General features: G+C 39.0%; 29 protein-coding genes. 27 read left to right on the top strand and 2 right to left on the bottom strand.

Going from position 1 to position 22,020, the window contains the following annotated elements; all coding sequences use genetic code 11:
* The first annotated feature begins 9 nt into the window (after nt 1-9).
* The 26 genes from rplE to NFR44_RS07185 all read left to right on the top strand — a co-directional run bounded on the left by rplE (nt 10) and on the right by NFR44_RS07185 (nt 18,107).
* Nucleotides 10-549, top strand: a complete 540-nt coding sequence (gene rplE, locus NFR44_RS07310) for a 50S ribosomal protein L5 (RefSeq protein ID WP_115310811.1) — start codon at nt 10-12, stop codon at nt 547-549.
* A gap of 17 nt (nt 550-566) precedes the next feature.
* Nucleotides 567-836, top strand: a complete 270-nt coding sequence (rpsN, locus tag NFR44_RS07305) for a 30S ribosomal protein S14 (protein ID WP_006555666.1) — start codon at nt 567-569, stop codon at nt 834-836.
* 28 nt (nt 837-864) lie between these two features.
* Nucleotides 865-1,263: a 30S ribosomal protein S8 gene (gene rpsH, locus NFR44_RS07300; RefSeq protein WP_115310812.1), complete on the top strand. Its 399-nt coding sequence runs from the start codon at nt 865-867 to the stop codon at nt 1,261-1,263.
* Between the two features lie 23 nt (nt 1,264-1,286).
* Nucleotides 1,287-1,832 (top strand): 50S ribosomal protein L6, encoded by a 546-nt coding sequence (gene rplF / locus NFR44_RS07295; protein WP_115310813.1) that lies wholly within the window; start codon nt 1,287-1,289, stop codon nt 1,830-1,832.
* A 22-nt stretch (nt 1,833-1,854) separates the two neighbouring features.
* Entirely contained in the window at nt 1,855-2,226 is a 372-nt protein-coding gene (rplR, locus tag NFR44_RS07290) for a 50S ribosomal protein L18 (RefSeq protein WP_443098519.1), read from the top strand.
* Nucleotides 2,227-2,244: 18 nt separating this feature from the next.
* On the top strand, nt 2,245-2,745 hold the full coding sequence (rpsE, locus tag NFR44_RS07285) for a 30S ribosomal protein S5 (protein ID WP_115310815.1): 501 nt from the start codon (nt 2,245-2,247) through the stop codon (nt 2,743-2,745).
* Nucleotides 2,746-2,763: 18 nt separating this feature from the next.
* On the top strand, nt 2,764-2,943 hold the full coding sequence (rpmD, locus tag NFR44_RS07280) for a 50S ribosomal protein L30 (RefSeq protein ID WP_006555671.1): 180 nt from the start codon (nt 2,764-2,766) through the stop codon (nt 2,941-2,943).
* Nucleotides 2,944-2,965: 22 nt separating this feature from the next.
* Nucleotides 2,966-3,406, top strand: a complete 441-nt coding sequence (rplO, locus tag NFR44_RS07275) for a 50S ribosomal protein L15 (protein ID WP_251442980.1) — start codon at nt 2,966-2,968, stop codon at nt 3,404-3,406.
* A gap of 1 nt (nt 3,407) precedes the next feature.
* On the top strand, nt 3,408-4,670 hold the full coding sequence (gene secY, locus NFR44_RS07270) for a preprotein translocase subunit SecY (protein ID WP_251442977.1): 1,263 nt from the start codon (nt 3,408-3,410) through the stop codon (nt 4,668-4,670).
* A gap of 13 nt (nt 4,671-4,683) precedes the next feature.
* Nucleotides 4,684-5,247, top strand: a complete 564-nt coding sequence (locus NFR44_RS07265) for an adenylate kinase (RefSeq protein WP_251442963.1) — start codon at nt 4,684-4,686, stop codon at nt 5,245-5,247.
* A gap of 3 nt (nt 5,248-5,250) precedes the next feature.
* A complete protein-coding gene (map, locus tag NFR44_RS07260; protein ID WP_251442961.1) occupies nt 5,251-6,021 on the top strand; it encodes a type I methionyl aminopeptidase in 771 nt (256 codons plus the stop codon).
* A 21-nt stretch (nt 6,022-6,042) separates the two neighbouring features.
* The gene (infA, locus tag NFR44_RS07255; RefSeq protein ID WP_005377071.1) at nt 6,043-6,261 is read left to right on the top strand and encodes a translation initiation factor IF-1; all 219 of its coding nucleotides are present in this window, start codon (nt 6,043-6,045) and stop codon (nt 6,259-6,261) included.
* Between the two features lie 29 nt (nt 6,262-6,290).
* Nucleotides 6,291-6,404 (top strand): 50S ribosomal protein L36, encoded by a 114-nt coding sequence (gene rpmJ, locus NFR44_RS07250; protein ID WP_006555676.1) that lies wholly within the window; start codon nt 6,291-6,293, stop codon nt 6,402-6,404.
* A gap of 22 nt (nt 6,405-6,426) precedes the next feature.
* Entirely contained in the window at nt 6,427-6,795 is a 369-nt protein-coding gene (gene rpsM / locus NFR44_RS07245; RefSeq protein WP_115310820.1) for a 30S ribosomal protein S13, read from the top strand.
* A 17-nt stretch (nt 6,796-6,812) separates the two neighbouring features.
* Complete coding sequence (gene rpsK, locus NFR44_RS07240; protein WP_115310821.1) at nt 6,813-7,202, top strand: 30S ribosomal protein S11; 390 nt, start codon at nt 6,813-6,815, stop codon at nt 7,200-7,202.
* Between the two features lie 81 nt (nt 7,203-7,283).
* Nucleotides 7,284-8,288 (top strand): DNA-directed RNA polymerase subunit alpha, encoded by a 1,005-nt coding sequence (locus NFR44_RS07235; RefSeq protein ID WP_251442958.1) that lies wholly within the window; start codon nt 7,284-7,286, stop codon nt 8,286-8,288.
* Between the two features lie 12 nt (nt 8,289-8,300).
* Entirely contained in the window at nt 8,301-8,636 is a 336-nt protein-coding gene (gene rplQ, locus NFR44_RS07230) for a 50S ribosomal protein L17 (RefSeq protein ID WP_251442954.1), read from the top strand.
* A gap of 217 nt (nt 8,637-8,853) precedes the next feature.
* Entirely contained in the window at nt 8,854-9,696 is an 843-nt protein-coding gene (locus NFR44_RS07225; protein WP_251442951.1) for an energy-coupling factor transporter ATPase, read from the top strand.
* Nucleotides 9,687-10,556, top strand: a complete 870-nt coding sequence (locus tag NFR44_RS07220) for an energy-coupling factor transporter ATPase (protein ID WP_251442949.1) — start codon at nt 9,687-9,689, stop codon at nt 10,554-10,556. Before NFR44_RS07225 ends, NFR44_RS07220 begins: the two co-directional genes overlap by 10 nt.
* Nucleotides 10,546-11,355: an energy-coupling factor transporter transmembrane component T family protein gene (locus tag NFR44_RS07215; protein ID WP_251442946.1), complete on the top strand. Its 810-nt coding sequence runs from the start codon at nt 10,546-10,548 to the stop codon at nt 11,353-11,355. Before NFR44_RS07220 ends, NFR44_RS07215 begins: the two co-directional genes overlap by 11 nt.
* Before the next feature lie 10 nt (nt 11,356-11,365).
* Nucleotides 11,366-12,154 carry a tRNA pseudouridine(38-40) synthase TruA gene (truA, locus tag NFR44_RS07210; protein ID WP_251442943.1) on the top strand — a complete coding sequence of 263 codons (789 nt, stop codon included), beginning with the start codon at nt 11,366-11,368 and terminating at the stop codon, nt 12,152-12,154.
* Nucleotides 12,155-12,785: 631 nt separating this feature from the next.
* Nucleotides 12,786-14,537 carry a 2-oxoacid:acceptor oxidoreductase subunit alpha gene (locus tag NFR44_RS07205; RefSeq protein ID WP_308795422.1) on the top strand — a complete coding sequence of 584 codons (1,752 nt, stop codon included), beginning with the start codon at nt 12,786-12,788 and terminating at the stop codon, nt 14,535-14,537.
* Nucleotide 14,538: 1 nt separating this feature from the next.
* Nucleotides 14,539-15,417, top strand: coding sequence for a 2-oxoacid:ferredoxin oxidoreductase subunit beta (locus NFR44_RS07200; RefSeq protein WP_251442903.1), 879 nt, complete (start codon nt 14,539-14,541; stop codon nt 15,415-15,417).
* A gap of 215 nt (nt 15,418-15,632) precedes the next feature.
* Complete coding sequence (locus NFR44_RS07195) at nt 15,633-16,184, top strand: QueT transporter family protein (RefSeq protein ID WP_251442900.1); 552 nt, start codon at nt 15,633-15,635, stop codon at nt 16,182-16,184.
* Nucleotides 16,171-16,668, top strand: a complete 498-nt coding sequence (queF, locus tag NFR44_RS07190; protein ID WP_251442897.1) for a preQ(1) synthase — start codon at nt 16,171-16,173, stop codon at nt 16,666-16,668. Before NFR44_RS07195 ends, queF begins: the two co-directional genes overlap by 14 nt.
* Nucleotides 16,669-17,003: 335 nt before the next feature.
* Entirely contained in the window at nt 17,004-18,107 is a 1,104-nt protein-coding gene (locus tag NFR44_RS07185; RefSeq protein ID WP_251442894.1) for a DUF362 domain-containing protein, read from the top strand.
* A gap of 353 nt (nt 18,108-18,460) precedes the next feature.
* On the opposite strand, the gene rpsD is transcribed toward NFR44_RS07185, so the two are convergent.
* The gene (rpsD, locus tag NFR44_RS07180) at nt 18,461-19,048 is read right to left on the bottom strand and encodes a 30S ribosomal protein S4 (RefSeq protein WP_162099088.1); all 588 of its coding nucleotides are present in this window, start codon (nt 19,046-19,048) and stop codon (nt 18,461-18,463) included.
* A 581-nt stretch (nt 19,049-19,629) separates the two neighbouring features.
* On the opposite strand from rpsD, the gene NFR44_RS07175 reads away from it, so the two are divergent.
* Complete coding sequence (locus NFR44_RS07175; RefSeq protein ID WP_251442892.1) at nt 19,630-20,526, top strand: LysR family transcriptional regulator; 897 nt, start codon at nt 19,630-19,632, stop codon at nt 20,524-20,526.
* Nucleotides 20,527-20,719: 193 nt separating this feature from the next.
* Here NFR44_RS07175 and NFR44_RS07170 read toward each other — a convergent pair whose 3' ends face one another.
* Nucleotides 20,720-21,874, bottom strand: a complete 1,155-nt coding sequence (locus NFR44_RS07170; protein WP_251442889.1) for an iron-containing alcohol dehydrogenase — start codon at nt 21,872-21,874, stop codon at nt 20,720-20,722.
* Between the last annotated feature and the right edge of the window lie 146 nt (nt 21,875-22,020).

Raw genomic sequence — 22,020 nt, 5'->3', positions numbered from 1 at the left:
TTTTAACTAATGTCTCGTTTAAACGAAAAATATACTAGTGAAATTCGTCAGGCTTTACAGGAAAAATTCCAGTACAAAAACGTAATGGAAATTCCTAAATTGGAAAAAGTCGTTATCAATATTGGTGTAGGCGATGCAGTAGGCAATGCTAAAGCATTAGAAGCTGCTGTTAACGACCTCACTATCATCGCTGGTCAGAAACCAGTTATCACTAAAGCTAAAAAATCCATTGCTAACTTTAAAGTTCGTGAAGGTATGTCTTTAGGTACTAAAGTAACTCTTCGCGGCGAACGCATGTATGAGTTCTTGGATAAATTGATCAACGTAGCGTTGCCACGTGTACGTGACTTCCGCGGCGTAAGTGCTAAGGCTTTTGATGGCCGTGGTAACTATGCATTGGGTCTTAAAGAACAGCTCATCTTCCCTGAAATCGAATATGATCAGGTAGAACGCGTAACTGGTATGGATATCATCGTAGTTACTAGCGCAAAAACTGATGAAGAAGCTCGTGAGTTATTGGCTCTTTGTGGCATGCCGTTTGAAAAATAATTAGGAGGAACTTATAGATGGCTAAAAAATCTATGATTGAACGCGAAAAGAAACGTGCAAAGATTGTTGCTAAATATGCTGCTAAGCGTGAAGCTTTAAAAGCTGCTGGCGACTACGAAGCATTGGCTCAATTGCCAGCAAATGCTTCCCCAACTCGTTTACATAATCGTTGCAACTTAACCGGTCGCCCTCATGGCTACATGCGTAAATTCGGTATTAGCCGTATTGCGTTCCGTGAACTTGCATACAAAGGACAGATTCCTGGCGTTAAAAAAGCCAGTTGGTAATTGGATTACGGGAGGAGGTTTTTAGAATATGGTAATGACCGATCCGATTGCGGATATGCTTACGCGCATCCGTAATGCAAATGCTGCTCTTCACGAAACAGTTGAAATTCCTGTTTCTCGCATGAAGGCTGCCGTTCTAGAAATCCTTAAAGAAGAAGGATTTGTAAAGAGCGTTGAAACCGTTGAAAGCGGCAAACATACAGTTTTAAAAGTAACATTAAAATATGGTTCCAATAATGAAAAAGTAATTACTGGAATTAAACGTATTTCCAAACCAGGTTTACGTGTTTATGCGAAGAAGGAAGAACTCCCTCGCGTACTAGGTGGTTTAGGTATTGCAGTTATTTCTACATCTAAAGGTGTAATGAGTGATAAACAAGCTCGTAAAGAAGGCCTTGGTGGCGAAGTACTTGCATACGTATGGTAATCAGGCAATAGGAGGTAGAAATAATGTCACGTATCGGTAGAATGCCTATCGAGATTCCTGCTGGCGTTACAGTAAATTACGAAAATCATGTAATGACTGTTAAAGGTCCAAAAGGTGAATTATCTCGTGAATTGCATCCGGATATGATTATTACTGTGGAAGGTAACACAATCACAGTAGCTCGTCCGAGCGAAGATAAAGCGCATCGTTCTTTACATGGCCTCACTCGCGCTCTTGTTGCTAACTTGGTAACAGGCGTTCATGATGGCTTTGCAAAAACATTGGAAATCAACGGTGTTGGTTACAGAGCGGCAAAACAAGGTAACAAATTAGTTCTTACTCTTGGCTTCTCTCATCCAGTAGAAATGGAAGCTCCTGCTGGTATTACCATCGATGTTCCAGCTCCTAACAAAATTATCGTTAGTGGTGCGGACAAAGAAGTGGTTGGTGCTGTAGCTGCTAATATCCGTAAATGGAGAGAACCAGAACCTTACAAAGGTAAAGGTATCCGTTACGAAGGCGAAGTAGTTCGTCGTAAAGCTGGTAAAGCTGGCGCTAAAGGCAAATAATATCAGTAGAATTTAGAAAGGAGTGAACATCTTGGCTCGTAAATCCACAAGAAATATTGCTCGAGCAAAACGTCATCTTCGTATTCGTCGTCACATTTCTGGTACGGCGCAAACTCCACGTTTGAACGTATTCCGTAGCCTTAGCAACATTTACGCTCAGGTTATTGATGACGTAGCTGGTACAACTTTAGTAGCAGCTAGCTCATTAGATAAAGAATTAAACTTGAACTATGGTGGCAACGTAACCGCAGCTAAAGCTGTTGGCGAATTAGTTGCTAAACGTGCTATCGAAAAAGGTATCGAAACAGTAGTATTCGATCGCGGTGGTTACATTTATCATGGTCGTGTCGCAGCCCTTGCAGAAGGCGCTCGTGAAGCAGGCTTGAAATTCTAAGAAGGAGGAACTTTAGACATGGCGAGAATTGACTACACCAGTCTTGATCTTAAAGAAAGAGTAGTATTCATCAACCGCGTAGCCAAAGTAGTAAAAGGCGGTCGTCGTTTTTCCTTCAGCGCTTTAGTTGTTGTTGGTGATGGCAACGGTCACGTAGGCGTTGGCTTAGGTAAAGCGGCAGAAGTGCCAGAAGCAATTCGCAAAGGCATTGATGATGCTAAGAAAAATCTTATTCATGTTGTTATTAAAAATGGTACTATTCCTCACAGTGTTACAGGTACGTTCGGTGCAGGCCGCGTATTCTTGAAACCAGCTGCAGAAGGTACTGGGGTTATCGCAGGTGGCCCAGTGCGTGCCGTTTTAGAATTAGTTGGTGTTCGTAACATCCTTACGAAATCCATTGGTTCTTCTAACCCTAACAACATGGTTCGCGCAACAATTGAAGGCTTAGCACAGTTAAAACGTGCCGAAGACGTAGCAGCTCTTCGTGGTAAAACTGTAGCTGAGATTTACGGCTAATAAGGGGGATTGACTGTAATGGCACAGGTAAAAATTACATTGACCAGAAGCTTAATCGGTCGCCCTGAAGATCAGCGCGCAACTGTAAAAGCTCTTGGCTTAAAGAAAACTAACTCTCAGGTAGTTAAAGAAGTTACACCTCAGATTCAGGGTATGCTTCACAAAGTTAGACATTTAGTTACTGTAGAAGAAGTATAATATAGATAAGGAGGTGCACTGAATGAAACTTCATGAATTAGCTCCAGCAGCAGGTTCTAAAAAGACTCGCACTCGTCGTGGTCGTGGTCTTGGTTCCGGTCTTGGTAAAACCTCTGGCCGTGGTCAGAAAGGTCAAAACTCCCGTAGTGGTGGTGGCGTACGCTCTGGCTTCGAAGGTGGCCAGATGCCTCTTTATCGCCGTTTACCAAAACGTGGTTTCAATAATGTGTTCGCTAAAGAATACGCGGAAGTTAACATTTCCCAACTTAACCGTTTCGAAGACGGTGCTACCGTTGATCCAGTAGCTCTTATCGAAGTAGGCATTTTGAAAAACGTTCGTGACGGTATCCGTATCCTAGGTAATGGTACGTTAGAAAAGAAATTAACAGTTATTGCTAACGGTTTTACTAAAACTGCCGAAGAAAAGATTGTAGCAGCAGGCGGAAAAGTAGAGGTGATCTAGGGTGCTAGAAGGCCTCTCGAACATCTTTAAAATAACAGAGCTCCGTAACAAAGTGGCGTATACGTTACTCATGTTTATCGTGTTCAGGGCAGGCGTTCACATCCCAGTTCCTGGCGTAGATGCCTCTGTTATTGAAAGCTTATTTACCTCTGGTGGCTTGTTCGGTTTACTCGACTTGTTTGCCGGTGGTGCCTTAAGTAAATTTTCCATTTTTGCCATGAGTATTACCCCATACATCAATGCGTCGATTATTATGCAGCTGTTAACAGCGGTGATTCCGACCTTTGAACAATGGAGTAAAGATGGTGAAGATGGACGTAAGAAAATTGCCAAAGTAACGCGATATGGTACGGTTGTTCTTGGTTTTGTCCAAGCTTTCGGTATGGCCTATGCGTTACGTGCCAATAGTGCATTAATTGACAACAGTTTCTTATCGGTAATTGTAATTGCTATCATCTTAACCGCTGGGACATGTCTTCTCATGTGGATTGGTGAGCAAATTACAGCATATGGCATTGGTAATGGTATTTCTCTTATCATCTTTGCTGGTATCGTAGCGCGTTTCCCAGAAGGGTTTAGCACAATTTACGAATACCTACAAGTAGGAACAATTAATATTTTCCAAGCTATATTATTTGCTATTATCGCCATTGCAATGATTGTCTTTGTAATTGCGGTAACTCAAGGTCAACGTCGTATTCCGATTCAATATGCTAAACGCGTAGTCGGTCGTAAAATGTACGGTGGCCATTCAACCTTCCTTCCTCTTAAGGTCAACCAGGCAGGTGTTATTCCAATTATCTTTGCGTCATCCGTTTTGATGTTTCCTGTGACGTTAGCTCAGTTTGTGCAGGTTGACTGGGTGAGAACACTAGCTAACTACTTTACATGGGGAACTCCATTGCAGACTATTTTATACGCTGTATTGATTTTCATATTTACTTACTTCTATACAGCAATCTCAATTAACATTACGGATATGGCAGATAATATGAAAAAATACGGTGGATTTATCCCAGGCATTCGCCCAGGTAAACCTACTGCTGATTATGTAGATCGCGTAATGACACGCATTACCTTCGCTGGTGCTATGTTCTTAGCATTAGTTGCTATTTTACCAAACTTTATTGGTGGTATTACAGGCATTGAAGGTGTGTATTTTGGTGGTACAGCTCTACTTATCGTAGTTGGCGTAGCATTGGATACAATGCAGCAAGTTGAATCATTAGTATTAACACGTCACTACAAGGGCTTTGTTAAATAGGAGGAAAATTGCTATGTATATTTTGTTAATGGGACCTCCCGGTGCAGGTAAAGGCACTCAGGCAACTCGTTTAATTGATAAATATGGTATTCCTCAGATTTCAACCGGTGATATGTTCCGCGCTGCGGTTAAGGAATGTACCCCTCTTGGTCTTGAGGCTAAGAAATACATGGATGCTGGTCAGCTCGTACCGGATAGTGTTACGGTGGGAATTGTACGTGAACGCCTTGCTAAAGATGATTGCAAAAATGGCTTCATTCTTGATGGTTTCCCTCGTACAACCGCCCAAGCAGTATCATTAGATGCTATATTAAAAGAAATGGGAATTGTTCTTGATGCAGTTGTGAACCTCAATGTTCCAAATGATGAATTAGTTCGACGCATCAGCGAACGAGCACGTCTTGAAAATCGTGACGATGATAAACCGGAAACAGTACAGAAACGTCTTGCTGTATACGACGAATCTACAAAGCCTTTGATTGATTACTATCGTAACAGTGGTTTATATGTAGAAATCAACGGATTACAGGATGTGGATACAGTATTTACAGATATCATTAACGCGTTGGAGAAATAATCAATGATTATTTTGAAATCGGAACATGAAATTGAGTATATCCGTCAGGCATGTAAGCTTACCGCTGAAACATTGCAACAGCTTATTGCAGTAGCTAAACCAGGTGTTAGCACCTTGGAATTAGATCAATTTGCCGAAGAATATATTCGCAGCCATGGTGGTGAACCAAGCTGCAAAGGTTACTATGGGTATCCTGCAACAATTTGCGCTTCTATCAATGATGAAGTGGTACATGGTATTCCCAATGCTCATCGCAAACTGAAGAATGGTGATATTATTAGCATTGACCTTGTGTCTTCAGTAAATGGGTATCATGGGGATTCCTGTGTAACCATTCCTATTGGGAAGGTCAAACCTCAGGTTATGAAACTTCTCAAAGTGACAGAAGAAAGCTTGTTTAAAGGTATTGAACAAGCTGTTGTCGGGAACAGAGTGGGAGATATCTCTCATGCTGTTCAGACGTATTGTGAAAAATTCGGATTTGGAGTGGTACGTGACTTTGTTGGTCATGGTCTTGGTCGTGAAATGCATGAAGATCCACAAATTCCAAATTACGGTCCGGCTGGGCATGGCCCTCTTTTAAAGCCGGGTATGGTGCTTTGTATTGAGCCAATGATTACTATGGGTACTTACGAAGTGCAAGTTCTCGGTGATGACTGGACAGCTGTCACCCGTGATGGCAAACCAGCGGCTCACTTTGAACATACAGTGGTTGTTACTGAAAACGGCCCTGAAATTTTGACCATGCGTGATGAACCCAGGTTGATAAAATAACCAGTAGCCGGAGGAAATGATATGTCAAAAGAAGACGTTATTGAAGTGGAAGGTACGGTCGTTGAAGCTTTACCAAATGCCATGTTTCAGGTAGAACTTGAAAATGGTCATGTGGTACTTGCTCATGTGTCAGGCAAAATGCGTATGAATTTTATTCGTATCCTTCCCGGTGATAAAGTTACTATGGAACTGACACCATATGACTTAAATCGTGGTCGTATTACCTACCGTTTTAAATAGTAAGCGGCAGCGACACAAAGGAGGTACTTATGAAGGTTAGACCATCAGTTAAAAAGATATGCGAAAAATGCAAAATCATTAAACGTAAAGGCCGTGTAATGGTAATTTGCGAAAACCCGAAACATAAACAAAAACAAGGATAATTGATAGGAGGTGGATGAATAGATGGCACGTATAGCCGGTGTAGATTTACCACGTGACAAACGTGTGGAAATTGGTTTGACTTATATTTATGGTATCGGACTTACTTTGTCCAAAGAAATTTTGGAAAAAACAGGTATCAATCCAGATACTCGCGTTCGTGACCTTACTGAAGATGAAGTTGCGAAAATCCGTGCTCTTCTTGATGAAGAGTACAAGGTTGAAGGTGACCTTCGTCGTGAAGAAGCACTTAACATTAAGCGCTTAATTGAAATCAACTCCTATCGCGGGAAACGTCATCGTGCGGGATTGCCTTTACGCGGTCAACGCACTAAGACAAATGCTCGTACTCGTAAGGGTCCTAGAAAAGCAATTGCTGGGAAGAAGAAATAATAAAGGAGGGATAAAGCGTGGCTAAAAAGGTAGTAAGAAGCAAAAGAAAAGAAAAGAAACACGTTGAATCTGGTGCGGCTCATATCCGTTCCACATTTAATAACACTATCGTAACAATTACTGATACAAACGGTAATGCCCTTTCCTGGGCCTCCGCTGGTGGTCTTGGATTCCGTGGCTCCCGTAAGAGCACTCCATTTGCGGCTCAAATGGCTGCTGAACAAGCTGCTAAAGCTGCTATGGAACATGGCTTACGTCAGGTTGAAGTATTCGTAAAAGGTCCAGGCTCTGGTCGTGAAGCTGCAATCCGTGCATTGCAAGCTGCAGGTCTTGAAGTTAACAGCATTAAAGACGTTACTCCAATTCCTCACAATGGTTGCCGTCCTCCAAAACGTCGTCGTGTATAATTTATAGTTTAAGCGATCGCTTGGAGCGGTCGCTATGATATACTATAGATGAAAGGCGTGTTTAATAGGAGGATTGTCCTGATGAGCGAAGAAAAGAAATTAAAAATCGAGAAAGTTGAAGTACGCGATGACGGTCGTTATGGTAAATTCGTCTGTGAACCATTAGATCGTGGCTACGGGATTACGCTCGGCAATAGCTTACGTCGAATTCTGCTTTCGTCTTTAGATGGAGCGGCCATTACTTCCATTAAGATTGATGGAGTGCTTCATGAATTTTCTACCATTCCTGGTATTCGTGAGGACGTAACGGATATAATTCTTAACCTCAAACAGTTATGCCTTCGCTTAGATAGCGAAGCACAGCTTCCTTTGGATCTTCATATTGATATTCAAAAAGAAGGTGTGTTAACTGCTGGTGAATTTGGACGAAATTTCCCACCTGAGGTAGAAATTTTAAATCCTGACCTCGTAATTGCTACGATGGATGAGGTAGCTCATCTAGTAATGGATGTGCGCATTGAACGTGGTAAAGGTTATGTGCCATCCACGAAGAATAAAAAGGATGATGATGTAATTGGTCGAATTCCTATCGACTCTATTTTCTCTCCTATTCTTCGAGCAAAATATGAAGTAAGTGATGTGCGCGTAGGCAACGAAATGGACTTTGATAAACTTACTCTTGAAGTAGTTACCAATGGTTCTATTACGGCCGCTGAAGCTGTAGCACGTTCTGCCAACATTATGATTGGTTACTTAAAGAACTTCACTAAATTAGCACATTCTGCTGAGGAATTTATTGTTCCTGGAGTAGATGATACTGATGGCCCTGCTGCAGATGCGTTACCAGCTGGTGACGAACCTGATGATGGTCCATCCAAAATCCTTATCGACGATTTAGAATTATCTGTTCGTGCATATAATTGTTTAAAACGCGCAAGCATTAATACAATTGCGGACCTCTTGGATAAGAGCATGGATGATTTAGGTAAGGTACGTAATTTAGGTAAAAAATCCATTGATGAAATTGAAGAAAAACTTCAAAATCATCCATTGGGACCATTTTACTTGAAGAAAAAAGGCGAATAAGGAGGATGACTAATGTATAGAAAATTAGGCCGTGACAGCTCTGCTCGTAAAGCATTATTCCGCGGTATGTTAACATCTTTCTTCCAGTATGATCGTATTGAAACGACTGAAGCTAAAGCTAAAGAACTTCGTGGTTTAGCTGACCAGATGATCACTCTTGCAAAACGCGGTGATCTTCACGCTCGTCGTCAGGTACTTGCATATCTTATGGATGAAGATGTAGTTAAGAAATTATTTGACGAAATTGCTCCAAAATATGCTGATCGTCAAGGCGGTTACACTCGTGTGATTAAAACTGGCCTTCGTAAAGGCGATGCAGCTCCATTAGCAATTATTGAGCTCGTTTAGTAATTAGGAAGTCGGTGTTGCAACAGATGTTAGCAACACCGCTTTTTTCATGTTATACTGAAATATAGTGGCATTGATACTATAAAAATAAAGGCTAATAAATTGTAAAATAAAAGGATAGATTAACAACCTACTTGTAAATCGTAGGTTGACGAATGACCGCTATTTTTATATTATCAATATAGTAATTATGTATACATTAAGTTGAGGATAAATAATGAGTACACAAGACATTATGATACAGACTAATCATATGAGTCATACCTATGAAGATGAGTCTGGCAATGTAGTATATGCCTTAGATGATGTAAGCCTTACGATTCGTAAGGGTGAATTTGTTAGTATTATTGGCACGAATGGGAGTGGCAAAAGTACCTTAGCAAAGCATTTTAATGTATTATTAACACCTACAAAAGGGACTGTTACAGTACTAGGTATGGATACCAGTGATGTTGACCATTTGTGGGATATTCGTCAGCATGTAGGCATGGTATTTCAGAATCCAGACAATCAAATCGTGGCTGCTGTTGTAGAGGAAGATGTGGCCTTTGGTCCAGAAAATCTTGGCATAGCACCCGAAGAAATTCGTAGCCGTGTCAATGAAGCATTAAAAAGTGTGAATATGACAGAATATGCCTTACATTCACCAGGTTTACTTTCGGGTGGTCAAAAGCAGCGAATCGCTATTGCTGGTGTATTAGCTATGAAGCCTGACTGTATTGTATTAGATGAACCGACGGCTATGTTGGACCCAGTAGGACGTAAAGAAGTATTAGAGACTGTTCATCGTTTAAATAAAGAAGAAGGCATTACCATTGTTTATATTACTCATTTTATGGAGGAAGCGGTTACATCTGATCGTGTAGTGGTAATGAAAAATGGTAAATTACTACATGAAGGCACGCCAAAAGAAATTTTTTCACAAGTACCAATGTTAAAAGACTTAGGTTTAGATGTACCTGTGGCTGCTGAAGTAGCTGCTAAATTGCGAAAAAATGGGATGAATTTACCGGCTGATATTATTACGGAGGAAGAGTTGGGGGACCAATTATGCCAATAGTATTAGACTCTGTTTCTTATGTATATGGTGAAAATACGCCATATCGTAAAGAGGCATTAAAAGGAATTAATTTAACAATAAAAGAAGGCGACTTTGTTGGTATTATTGGCCATACTGGCTCTGGTAAATCAACTTTAGTACAACATTTAAATGGTTTACTGCACCCTACAACAGGAGTTGTTACTATTAATGGTGTTGATGCAGCTCTTAAGACTGAAGAAGCTAAGCTAATGCGTCACAAAGTGGGCATGGTGTTTCAGTATCCAGAGCATCAGCTATTTGAAGAAACTATTGCGCAAGATATTGCTTTTGGGCCTAAAAACTTAGGTCTTAGTGATGATGAAGTGGCTAAGCGAGTGCGCGAAGCTATGGATTTTGTAGGCTTAGACTATGAAACCTATGCAGAACGTTCGCCCTTCCAATTATCTGGTGGGCAAATGCGGCGTGTCGCCATTGCTGGAGTAGTGGCTTTAAATCCTGATTATTTAATATTGGATGAGCCGTCAGCAGGGCTAGACCCTTTTGGTCGTGAAGAGATTTTCCAGAAAATTATGGAACTTCATGAGAAAAAAGGCATTACAGTCGTCCTTGTATCACACAATATGGAAGATATTTCGCGCATGGCTAATCGCTTAATTGTGATTGATAATGGACAAATTCAATTAGATGGTAAACCGCTAGATATTTTTATGAACAAACGCCAAGAATTGCAAGAGGCTGGTGTGGATGTGCCGCCTGTTTCAAAGTTAGTTGAATATTTGCGAGGTCGTGGCTTACCTGTATCACAGCAAGTTATTTCTGTGGATGATGCAGTGAGCGCGATTGAAAGAACGTTAAAGGAGGTACACCATGCTAAGTAATATTACAATTGGCCAATACTTCCCAGGCGATTCTTTTTTACACCGTATGGACCCACGGGCTAAGATTATTGCTACTATGATTTTTATCGTAGCTATATTTTTAGCAGAAACTACCCTAGCCTATGTAGTTGTGGGCTTATTTACGGTCTTTACAGTGGCCTTATCTCGATTGCCTATGCGCCTTGTATGGAACTCTATTAAGCCGTTGTGGATTATTATAGTATTTACTATGACAATTCATATCTTTACTACACCAGGGACCGTTCTTTGGGAGATGGGCTTTTTACGAATTACTGAAGAAGGTTTGCGCATGGGGAGCTTTATGGCCGCGCGGTTAGTATTTTTAATTATCTTTTCTTCCTTGCTCACATATACTACCTCTCCGATTCGTTTGACCGATGGAATTGAGCATTTATTAAATCCTTTTCGGCGTATTGGGGTACCGGCCCATGAATTAGCTATGATGATGACAATTGCGCTACGTTTTATCCCTACTTTATTAGAAGAAACGGACCGCATTATGAAAGCACAAGCTTCAAGGGGCGCTGATTTTACGACTGGGAGTATTATTAAGCGGGCTAAGAATATGGTACCGTTATTAGTTCCTTTATTCATTAGTGCCTTTCGCCGAGCTGATGAATTAGCCGTTGCTATGGAAGCCCGTTGTTATCGTGGGGGGCAGAATCGTACTCGTATGCGTGAATTGACCATTACTTCGTATGATTACATTGGTGTTGCGGGTATACTTGTAGTGACAGGTGTACTTTTAGTATTGCGGTTTTTCCCGATTACAATTTAAGGAGCTTGCATTGGAAATAGTACAACGTAATATACGCTTAATTGTTGCCTATGATGGCACGGAATTAAATGGCTATCAAAGTCAACAGAATGGGATTACGGTGCAAGATTGTTTAGAAAAGGCGTTAAGTCGTGTGTGTAATGAGCCTATTTCTATTTATGGTGCTTCTCGCACTGATGCAGGGGTACATGCTTGTTTTCAGGTCGTTACTTTTTTTACATCAGGACGAATTCCCGTAGAAAATTTAACTCGTGCCCTAATTGCTCATTTACCACCGTATATTGTCATACGACGAGCCGAAGAAATTCCTTTAGATTGGAAACCCCGTTGGAATATTGTAGGGAAGGAATATGTATATACTATTTATAATGATATTGTAGCCGATCCCTTGAATATGCGCTATCATTGGCATGTGAAAAAGCCTTTGAATCATGAGGCTATCTTGTTGGCTGCTCGCTATTTAGAAGGTACGCATGATTTTACAACCTTGCAAGGGGCTAACTCAACACCGGCCAATCCAGTTAAAACTATATATGCTGTTGTTCCTTTGTTTGCAGGGGATACACTACGGTTACACGTAATTGGCGATGGTTTTTTGTATCATATGGTTCGTAATATTGCAGGTCTTATAGTAGATGTAGGGCTTGGGCGAATTCAACCAGAGGCAATTCCCGATTTATTAGCGCAGCGCGATCGGCGCTGTATCGGAAAAACAGCACCAGCTCAAGGCTTATGTTTGGAAGAGATATTTTTTGATGAAATTAGGAGGACTGAAGTATTGAAATCACTAGGGCGCTAAACTAATTGAATTAGGCAGATTAGTTTAAATTGCTTTAGTATAGTAAAAGGGTACAAAAGAGTAGGGATATATCATTTGCTCATAGGCATGGTTATAATTCCTTAATTTAGTATGATATTTTCTTAGATTGAGATATTTCATTACTGAATGGCTTAAATCAAATTACTAATATAATGATTTAAATTCTAGTTTTGTTAGTTGAATCTTTGCATTTAAAATTAATAAAATATAAAATTTATATGGACGTATTGTAGTTTAGATGATTCTAAACGGCGTATCTATTTGAGTGGTATGGATGGCATACTATGACTACAGATACGCCTTTTTTACTTCTTAGTGAGCAATACATTTCATAGTGAAATGTATATCTAAAAAATTCATTATAGAGTATAAAAATTAATAAATGAAGAATTAATATTCCGTTTGATATCCTGATGATATATTTTATACACTATAGAATGTATGTAATTTATAAGCTATAATTAGCCTTGCAGGCTAGTCATAATGGAAACCTTAGATTGTGAGAAGTTGTTTGCTGATTTTGTATAAAAATGTTAAAATGATAAGTAGTTGAAAGATTTTACAGATCCACTATACCATGTAATGTTTAATCCTAAGGAGGGTGAATCTTTTGCAAAAACGTAAAGATTTTATCTGGAAAATGGGTGGCCAGCAGGGCGAAGGTATCGAAAGCTGCGGCGAAATTATGGCCACAATCTTAGCTAAAGAGGGGTACTCTTTATACAGCCAACGTCTCTTTGCATCTCGTATTAAAGGCGGGCATACAACCTTTGCATTGCGCATTGCGTTAGAACAGATTATGACTGTTGGCGAATCCGTTGACTTCTTGGTAGCATTAGACCAAGAAACCGTTGATATGCACGGTAATGAAGTTCGTAATGGTGGTTACATTATTTGCGATAGCAAAGTAAACCCTGACTTCTCTAAATTTGAAGGGGCACCAGTTACTTGCTTAGCTGTACCTATTACTGAAACAGCTATGAAACAAGGCTCTTTGCTAATGCGTAATATTGTAGCATTAGGTATGTCTGTAGCTCTCTTAGGATTTGATAAAGCTCCATTTAAGAAAGCTATTTCAGAACGTTTTGCTAAAAAATCACAAGACGTAATTGATAAAAACTTAAGCGCTTTTGAAGACGGTTATACTCTAATCGTTGAAAAACGCGGTGAAGGCGACGTAGATACATTACCAGTACCAGAACCTAAAGATCAGATGTTCTTATTAGGTAATGAAGCGTTAGCGTTAGGTGCTATTGCTGCTGGTTCTCGTTTTATGGCATCCTACCCAATCACGCCAGCTTCTGAAGTTATGGAATACATGATTAAGAAAATGGACAAAATTGGGGCGACTGTTGTTCAAACAGAAGACGAAATTGCTGCCTGCATGACTGCGATGGGTGGTGTATACGCTGGTGTGCGTGGCTTTACTTGTACGTCTGGCCCTGGGTTAAGTCTTATGGCTGAATCCTTGTCCATGGCATCCATGGCTGAATTACCAATGTTAGTTATCGACGTACAACGTTCTGGCCCATCCACTGGTATGGCAACTAAAGTTGAAACGTCCGATATTAATGCAGCTTGTCATAATGCACATGGTGACTATGCGAATATCGTTATTTCGCCAACTAGTATTGAAGAATGTTTCTATGAAATTCAAAAAGCCTTCAACTTGGCTGAAATTTATCAATGTCCAGTTATCTTCATGCCTGACTTACAACAAGGTTTGAATAAACAATCTGTTCCTTCCTTTGATTTGAACCGTGTGCCAATTGAACGCGGCAAAATGATGAAAGAAGAAGATTTACCAGAATTAGAACGTCCTCATTACTTCAAACGTTTTGAATTAACTGAAGATGGTATTTCACCTCGTACTATTCCTGGTATGAAAAATGGTTTATTCTTATCCACTGGCCTTGAACATAATGAAGAAGGTAAACCAGCAGAAGCACCAACTATGCACGTTAGTCAAACTGACAAACGTCTTCGCAAGTTGAGTACAGTAGCTGATGTATATGAACCATTCCTTAACAATGCTAAACATGATGAGTGTGATGTATTGGTAATTGGTATTGCTTCTAGCCGTGGTGCTATTGAAGAGGCTGCTGCTGAATTGGAAGCGGAAGGTGTTAAAGTTAACCACTTACAACTTCGATTGATTAAACCATTCCCTAAAGAACAACTTATGCTTTTCTATGAAAAAGCTAAAAAAGTTGTTATTTGTGAACAAAATGCAACAGCACAATTAGCTGACTTATTCCGTATTAACATGCCTAATAAATGTAAGCTCCATAGTTGCTTAAAATATGATGGTAATCCATTCACAGCAACCTATGTTAAAAAAGCAATTAAGGAGGTTTTATAATATGGCTCAAGTGACTGATTTTAGAAATGATATTCGCCCTAACTGGTGCCCTGGTTGTGGTCACTATGGGGTACAAGCGGCCATTACTGATGCTGTGACTCAGTTAGATATTTCTCCTGAAAAATTAGCTGTTATCTCTGGTATTGGTTGTTCTAGCCGTATTGGTGGCTATTTCTATGCTTACGGTGCCCATACTACACATGGTCGTGCGTTACCATATGCACAAGGTGTAAAATTAGCTAACCAAGATTTAGATGTTGTTGTTTGCGGTGGTGACGGTGATGCTTTCGCTATCGGTATGGGACACACTATCCATGCATTTAAACGTAATGTAAATATTACCTATGTTGTTATGGACAACCATGTATATGGCTTAACAAAAGGGCAAACATCCCCTCGTTCTGACATTGGTTTTGTAACAAAAACATCACCACATGGTTCCTTTGAGTCTCCATTGCCAATTTGCGAAACTGCAATTGCTGCGGGCGCTACATTTGTAGCACAAGGCTACATGACAAACCGTGCTGAATTAGTAGAACTAATCAAACAAGGTATGCAACATGAAGGGTTCTCTTTCATTAACGTATTTAGCCCATGCGTAACATATAATAAACGTAATGGTTACGATTATTTTAAAGATAACTTAACTTCATTAACAAAAATCGAAGGCTATGATCCTTCTAATCGTGCAGAAGCTTTAAAAACATTAGGTGACTATCAAGGGTTATTGACTGGTTTAATTTATCAAGATACAACTAAACCATGCTTCGAAAAAGCATTAGCTGATGCTAATGGTGGACCTCATGCTCGTGCATTGGTACATGATGTAGTAAAACCAGATGCAACTATGTTCCAAGGCTTATGCGATGAATTTAAATAATTAGATTGAATTTGGTGATAGAAAAGGTGAGCAAGTTTTTGTAAATTTAACTTTTTCTATATAAAATCAATTACATACGGTAACAGTTTATGATATAATAAGTCGTAGATGTTACACCACTAACAGGCGATGCGTAGGTATCGCCTGTTAGCATGTATGTAGTGAGACAGTTCGTAACCATCCTGTCTTTAAATAAAACTAAGGAGATTTTAAAAATGAATACTTTAAGTACAACAAAAAAGCTGACTATTTCAGGTCTATGTTTAGCCTTGTATATTGTGATTATGATGGTCACGCAAGGCTTTGCGTTCGGTCAATATCAGGTGCGTATTGCTACGGCGCTATATGGTTTGGCCGCTTTATTTCCATTTTCTATTTTGGCCTTTGGCTTTGGCAATTTGATTAGTAATTTAATCATGGGGGGCTTAGGTCCGATTGATGCCATTGGGGGCTGTATAGTAGGTCTAGTTACTACGAGTGGTATTGTATTAGGGAAGCGGATGGGACTTGGTAATTGGATTGTTATTCCATTTATTACATTGGTACCAAGTTTAGTAGTTCCTTTATGGCTATCTCCTATTTTAGGCGTGCCTTATGTAGTATTAGTATCCTCTTTATTAGTGGGGCAAGGGATTTCTGCAGTAGTGAGCTTTTTTATTGTAAATGGCTTAGAACGTTTTAGCCATTTAATTATGGGTACAACACCAGTTGTGGTGGAGGATGACATAGATTTACAAAGGGAGGTGCCATCATATGGCAAGCGGTAGAACAAGTGAAGAATTGCAAGGTGTACATGGATTAGGGCAAAGTACAACCTATCCAACTGACTATGCGCCAGATGTGCTAGAAGCATTTCCTAATAAACATCCTAATAATGATTACTTTGTTAAATTTAATTGTCCAGAATTTACCAGTCTTTGTCCTATGACTGGGCAGCCTGATTTTGCGACAATTTATATTTCCTATGTGCCTGATGAGCGTTTAGTAGAAAGTAAGTCCTTAAAGCTTTATTTGTTTAGTTTCCGCAATCATGGCGATTTTCACGAAGATTGTGTAAATATTATTATGAAGGACTTAATTGCCTTAATGAGCCCTAAATATATTGAAGTGTGGGGGAAATTTACGCCTCGTGGTGGTTTAGCTATTGATCCTTATGCTAATTATGGCAAACCAGGGACAGAATGGGAACAGGTAGCCAAAGAACGTTTACATTTCCATGATATGCAGCCAGAACGTGTAGCATATCGCTAGTATGGTATTGATAAGTGGTTGCGTTTTATGGTGTTGTGTAATTTAAAAAATTAAAGATTTAGATAAGATAGGCTCTTATGGGTTCTAATTTATATAATGTTTATATAATCACTGGACATCCAAAGGAGCCTATTTTTTTAATAGAGTAGTATGGACTAAATTGAATAAAAAGAAATATGGACTAAATTAAATAAAAGGAATATGGGCTAAATTGATAAAAAGGTATATATCAATTCTTTCTCAATTACGGCTATATTTGATATAATATAAATAGAGTTAATTGAGCCTGAGGAGGCTATAATTTCTTTGTAAAAAGTAAAGGAGATGGCATAGGTATGTCAGAGGTATTTTTTACGTCCTTACGGACTCGAGTAGGGGAAAGTTTATTAGATAAATTAGAGCGCTTAGTGCGTCGTGCAGGGATGGATAAAATTGATTTTAACAATAAATATGTGGCTATTAAATTACATTTTGGAGAACCAGGGAATTTAGCCTTTATTCGCCCTCAATATGTAGCACGAATCGTTCAGTTAATTAAAGAATGGGGTGGCAAGCCATTCTTAACAGACTGTAATACTTTATATGTAGGCGGTCGTAAAAATGCCCTTGACCATTTAGAGTCGGCGTATCAAAATGGTTTTAATCCATATAATACAGGGGCTCATGTAGTCATTGCAGATGGGCTTAAGGGGTTAGATGAAGTATTGGTGCCAGTGCCAGATGGAAAGCATGTAAAAGAAGCTAAAATTGGGCGTGCGTTAATGGATGCGGATATTATTATTTCGCTTACTCATTTTAAGGGCCATGAAGCAGCTGGCTTTGGTGGCGTAATTAAAAACATTGGTATGGGTGGTGGCTCCCGAGCTGGTAAAATGGAACAGCATAGTGCGGGCAAACCATTTGTACAGCAAGAAATTTGTGTAGGTTGTCATAAATGTGAACAATATTGTGCGCATGATGCGGTTCATGTTACGGATGGTAAGTCTTTTATTACTGAAGAAAAATGTGTGGGCTGTGGTCGTTGTGTTGGTGTATGTCCAGTAGATGCGATTTCACCAATGTGGGATGAAGCCAATACTGTATTAAGTGAAAAAATGGCTGAATATACAGCGGCTATTGTGCGCAATCGTCCACGATTCCACATTAGTTTTGTTATGGATGTATCACCATACTGTGATTGCCATGGTGAGAATGATATGCCAATCGTACCTGACGTAGGGATTATGGCCTCTTATGATTTAGTGGCTTTAGATCAAGCTTGTGTGGATAAAGTAAATGCGCAGCCACCTATGCCAGGTAGTATGCTCGATGAAAAGGAAGAAAAAAGTTGGGATCATTTCCATACTATTGCGCCTGAAACTGATTGGGAAGCTGCTTTAGTACGAGCTGAGCAATTAGGCTTAGGTACACGAAGCTACTCCATTGTGGAAGTAAAATAAACTGAAATATATGGCAGTAAATAGGGAGTACAAAAAATAAACAATTTCAGCAAATAGCAAGACCAAATTGTAATGAGTAGAAATATTTGATTTTAGTAAATAAAAAAGAATCTAAAAACGGCTAGGAGTAGACTTAATTAGTTTACTTCTAGCCGTTGCTTTTTTGTAGATTTTCTACTTAGTATTTTAGCTGATTAGTTTTACAGATTGCTTTTGCTGATTAGATTTACTGATTGTTCTTGCTGATTATTGTAAATGAGTATTTAAAATAATTATTTTAAATGATTCTAATTGGTTTACATCGCATTATAATAAAAAAGCCTCCCAAAAGGGAGGCTTGAAATAGCAAGCTATTATTTGGAGTACAATTCGACGATGAGCGTTTCGTTAACTTCGATTGGAAGTTCAGCACGTTCAGGAAGGCGAGTTAAAGTACCTTTGAAAGCTTCTAATTCTTTAGTAATGTAAGGAAGTTCGAAAGAACGAAGTTCCTGGAAGTTAGATTTGAACATTTCGTTGTCACGGGATGCTTCGCGAAGTTCGATTACATCACCAGGTTTGCACTGGTAGGAAGGAATGTCTACGCGACGACCGTTAACAAGAACGTGGCCATGGTTAACCATCTGACGGGATTGACGGATGGAGTTACCAAAACCGATGCGATATACAAGATTGTCAAGACGGCATTCTAACAAGATTAACATGTTTTCGCCGGTAACACCTTGCATTTTTTTCGCTTTATCATAATAGCGTACGAACTGGCGTTCTAGCAAGTTGTAGTATGCTTTAACTTTTTGTTTTTCTAATAATTGTGTGCCATATTCAGACATTTTTTTCTGACGTTGGTCTTTTTTTACGCGCTTTAAAGCTTTGGAGTGACCGAAAACGTTCACACCGAAGCGACGACATAACTTAAAGCGTGCTTCTCTTCTCGTTGCCATGTGATTATCACCTCATGATTAAAAATAAAAAATATAAAATTAGTGTACTCAGAAAGGTACTCGATAATAATAGCACAAATACAAGTTCAGTGTCAATTATTTCCTAGCTTTTTTGCAATTCTTCTATAGTAGGTATTTACACAAATAGTGCAAAGGGCTTTTTAAAAGCTCTTTATAGAAGAAAATAGAGTTTTGTTGAATTTATATGCCAATATTTTGCATATTGTGAAAAATATATGAGTTTCTGACAGGTTTTTGAAATAGAAAATTATAAGAAAATTTAACAGTTATGTTTGTTTTAATTATATACATTAAAAAGGGGAAAATAATCTCATTGCTTTAGTATAGTATAAATGTTATTTAACAATAGACAGTTGATAAATTCAGTTGTAGTAAGCCTCTTTTAATTCATTAAAGTGATAAAAATGTAAAATTTTTGTATCTATCTCTTTTCTAAATTAATGAATACATGGTATACTAAGGTAAAGAAAAAAGAGATACCTTCAATTATTAATGGGGGTATTTTTTAGTATTAATTATGAACGTATGATTATGTATTGCGTAAAAAGGAGATGATACGAATGGATGAACTACCTACTCTGCAAGAGTTGCAAAGTTTTATCACGTATAGCAAAATGGGCAATTTTACGTTAGCGGCTCAAGCTGCTAACATTACACAATCTGCTTTTAGTGCGCAGATGAAAAAATTGGAACGCTTAGTGGGGGTTAAGTTAATCGCCCGATCCACTCGTGGTAGCCGACTAACAGCAGAAGGTGAAAAGTTCTTACCAGAGGCGGAGCATATCATTGAAACGCTAGAACGAGCTATTCATAGCATCCGTTTAGCGAATAAATTGGAACGACCTATGTTAAATGTCGGAATTTTGCGTAGCATTGGCGACGTACGGATGAATGCTCATGTATCATATTTTCAACAAGCTAATCCAAATTTCTCTATTTCCATTTATGACATGGAAGAAGAGGAAATGTTGCTAGATCTTCGTGAAAACCGTATCGATATTGGAACTTGTTACTTACCAAATAACAAGGATATGAGTAGCTATGAAAGTATTGCTATTCGTGAAGACTCGGTTGTTTATTATGCACCAAGACGTGAATTTCTAGGAGACAAGCAATTAACTTGTGAAGAATTATTAGATTATCCAATGGTAATGTACCCGCCTAAATATTTTATGAGTCATCGATTGAAATCTTACTTCTCTGAAGAAGGTCGTCAATCCTTGCCTCAATTAGTTCGTTTGTCTAATCCATATGCTATGATTGATTATTGTCAACGCAATGATGCGGGGGCGTTAATTTCTCGTCACTTATTGGATACGTTAGGCATTACGGAAGGTTTTTATGCACTAGCTAAGCCATTAAATTTACAGGTTTGCTTCGTATATCGTAATAATAATTCTAAATGGGATACAATGAAGACATTTATGGATTATATTGTACAAAAAGTAGGTCAGTAATATTGATGTGCACAAAGCTATAGTGCGAGTAAAATTTTATAATGGATTACCCATTCCTTATACTTTGCTATAGTGATATGTAAGTAGTGATTAAAAACGCGGTTTGAACCGAGGGGCTCAAACCGCGTTTATCATTTTTTTTAAGTGAGTAGACATTTTGTTTATATGAGTTAAGACTCTGTTGTATTACCTATTAAAAGTCGATAGGTTTGCCATAATAGGCTGCTTCGTAAATCTTTTTAATATCTTCTACAGTAGGTTTACGTGGGTTAGTTAATGTGCAAGCATCTTCGACAGCCCGTGGGCTCATACGGTCAAGCACTGCATTAAAGTCTGCTTCGCTAATTACTGTATTTTGTCCTTCTTTAATAGTTCGTGTTAGACCAAGCCGTTGGTTTAGATTCCATATAGCATCTTCTAGGCTATCAATACCTAAAATACCTTCTAATTTAGCATATTTGGAGGTAGCTTTTTTATTGTATTGAATAATATATGGCAATAAGATGGCATTCGCTTCGCCGTGAGTAAGATGGAATTCACCACCAATTTTATGTGCCATACTGTGTACAATGCCTAACGAAGCGTTCGTAAAGGCCATACCTGCCATAGTGGAAGCGTTGTGGATTTTTTCACGAGCGACCATATTATCTGGCTCTTTGTAAGCTGTTTCTAAGTATTCAAAAATAAGTTGAATCGCATGAAGTGCTAATGGGTCAGTGTAGTCATCGGCTGCTTTTGATACATAGGCTTCAACGGCATGAGTCATAACATCCATACCAGTTTGAGCCGTAATAAGTGGTGGCATTTTAGCGGGGATACGATTATCTAAGAGGGCAATATCAGGGACCATATCTGGTGATACGAGTGGATATTTAATATTATTTTCTGTATCAGTGATTACACTAAAAGCAGTGATTTCAGAAGCGGTGCCGCTAGTGGAAGGAATACAAATTAGCTTTGCTTTGGTGCGCAATTTAGGGAAATTAAATTTTACAAGTTCCATAAAGTCATACCCTGGATACTCATAGTATACCCACATAATTTTGGCTGCATCCATAGGGGAGCCGCCACCTAATGCCACAATCCAGTCTGGCTGAAATTCAGCCATTTTAGCGCCCCCTTCAATACAGGTTTTGATGGAGGGATCTGGTTCTACGCCGTCAATGATTTGCACTTCCATGCCTGCCTTTTCAAGTTGGGCTTTAGTTTCATCTAAGAAACCGAAACGGCGCATAGAGTTGCCACCAGTTACGATAGTAGCGCGCTTACCTTCAAGTTTAGCTAGATGACAGAGGGCGTCATTGCCGTGAATAATTGTGTTAGGAATGCGAAATGTTGTGTAAGCCATAGTAAACCTCCTTATATAATTATAATCCGAACGATATTATAGTTTCATTGTACGCTTCTTCTTGAATAATATCAATGATTTAAAAGCAATTTATTAATGAAAAATATGAATTATGGAATATAGTTTATAAGTGCTAAATTATTTTA

This window comes from Veillonella intestinalis (assembly GCF_943193155.1).
GTDB classification, from domain to species: Bacteria; Bacillota; Negativicutes; order Veillonellales; family Veillonellaceae; genus Veillonella_A; species Veillonella_A intestinalis.
Note: the sequence above shows the minus strand (reverse complement) of the source record. Positions and strands in the feature narration are given on the sequence as shown.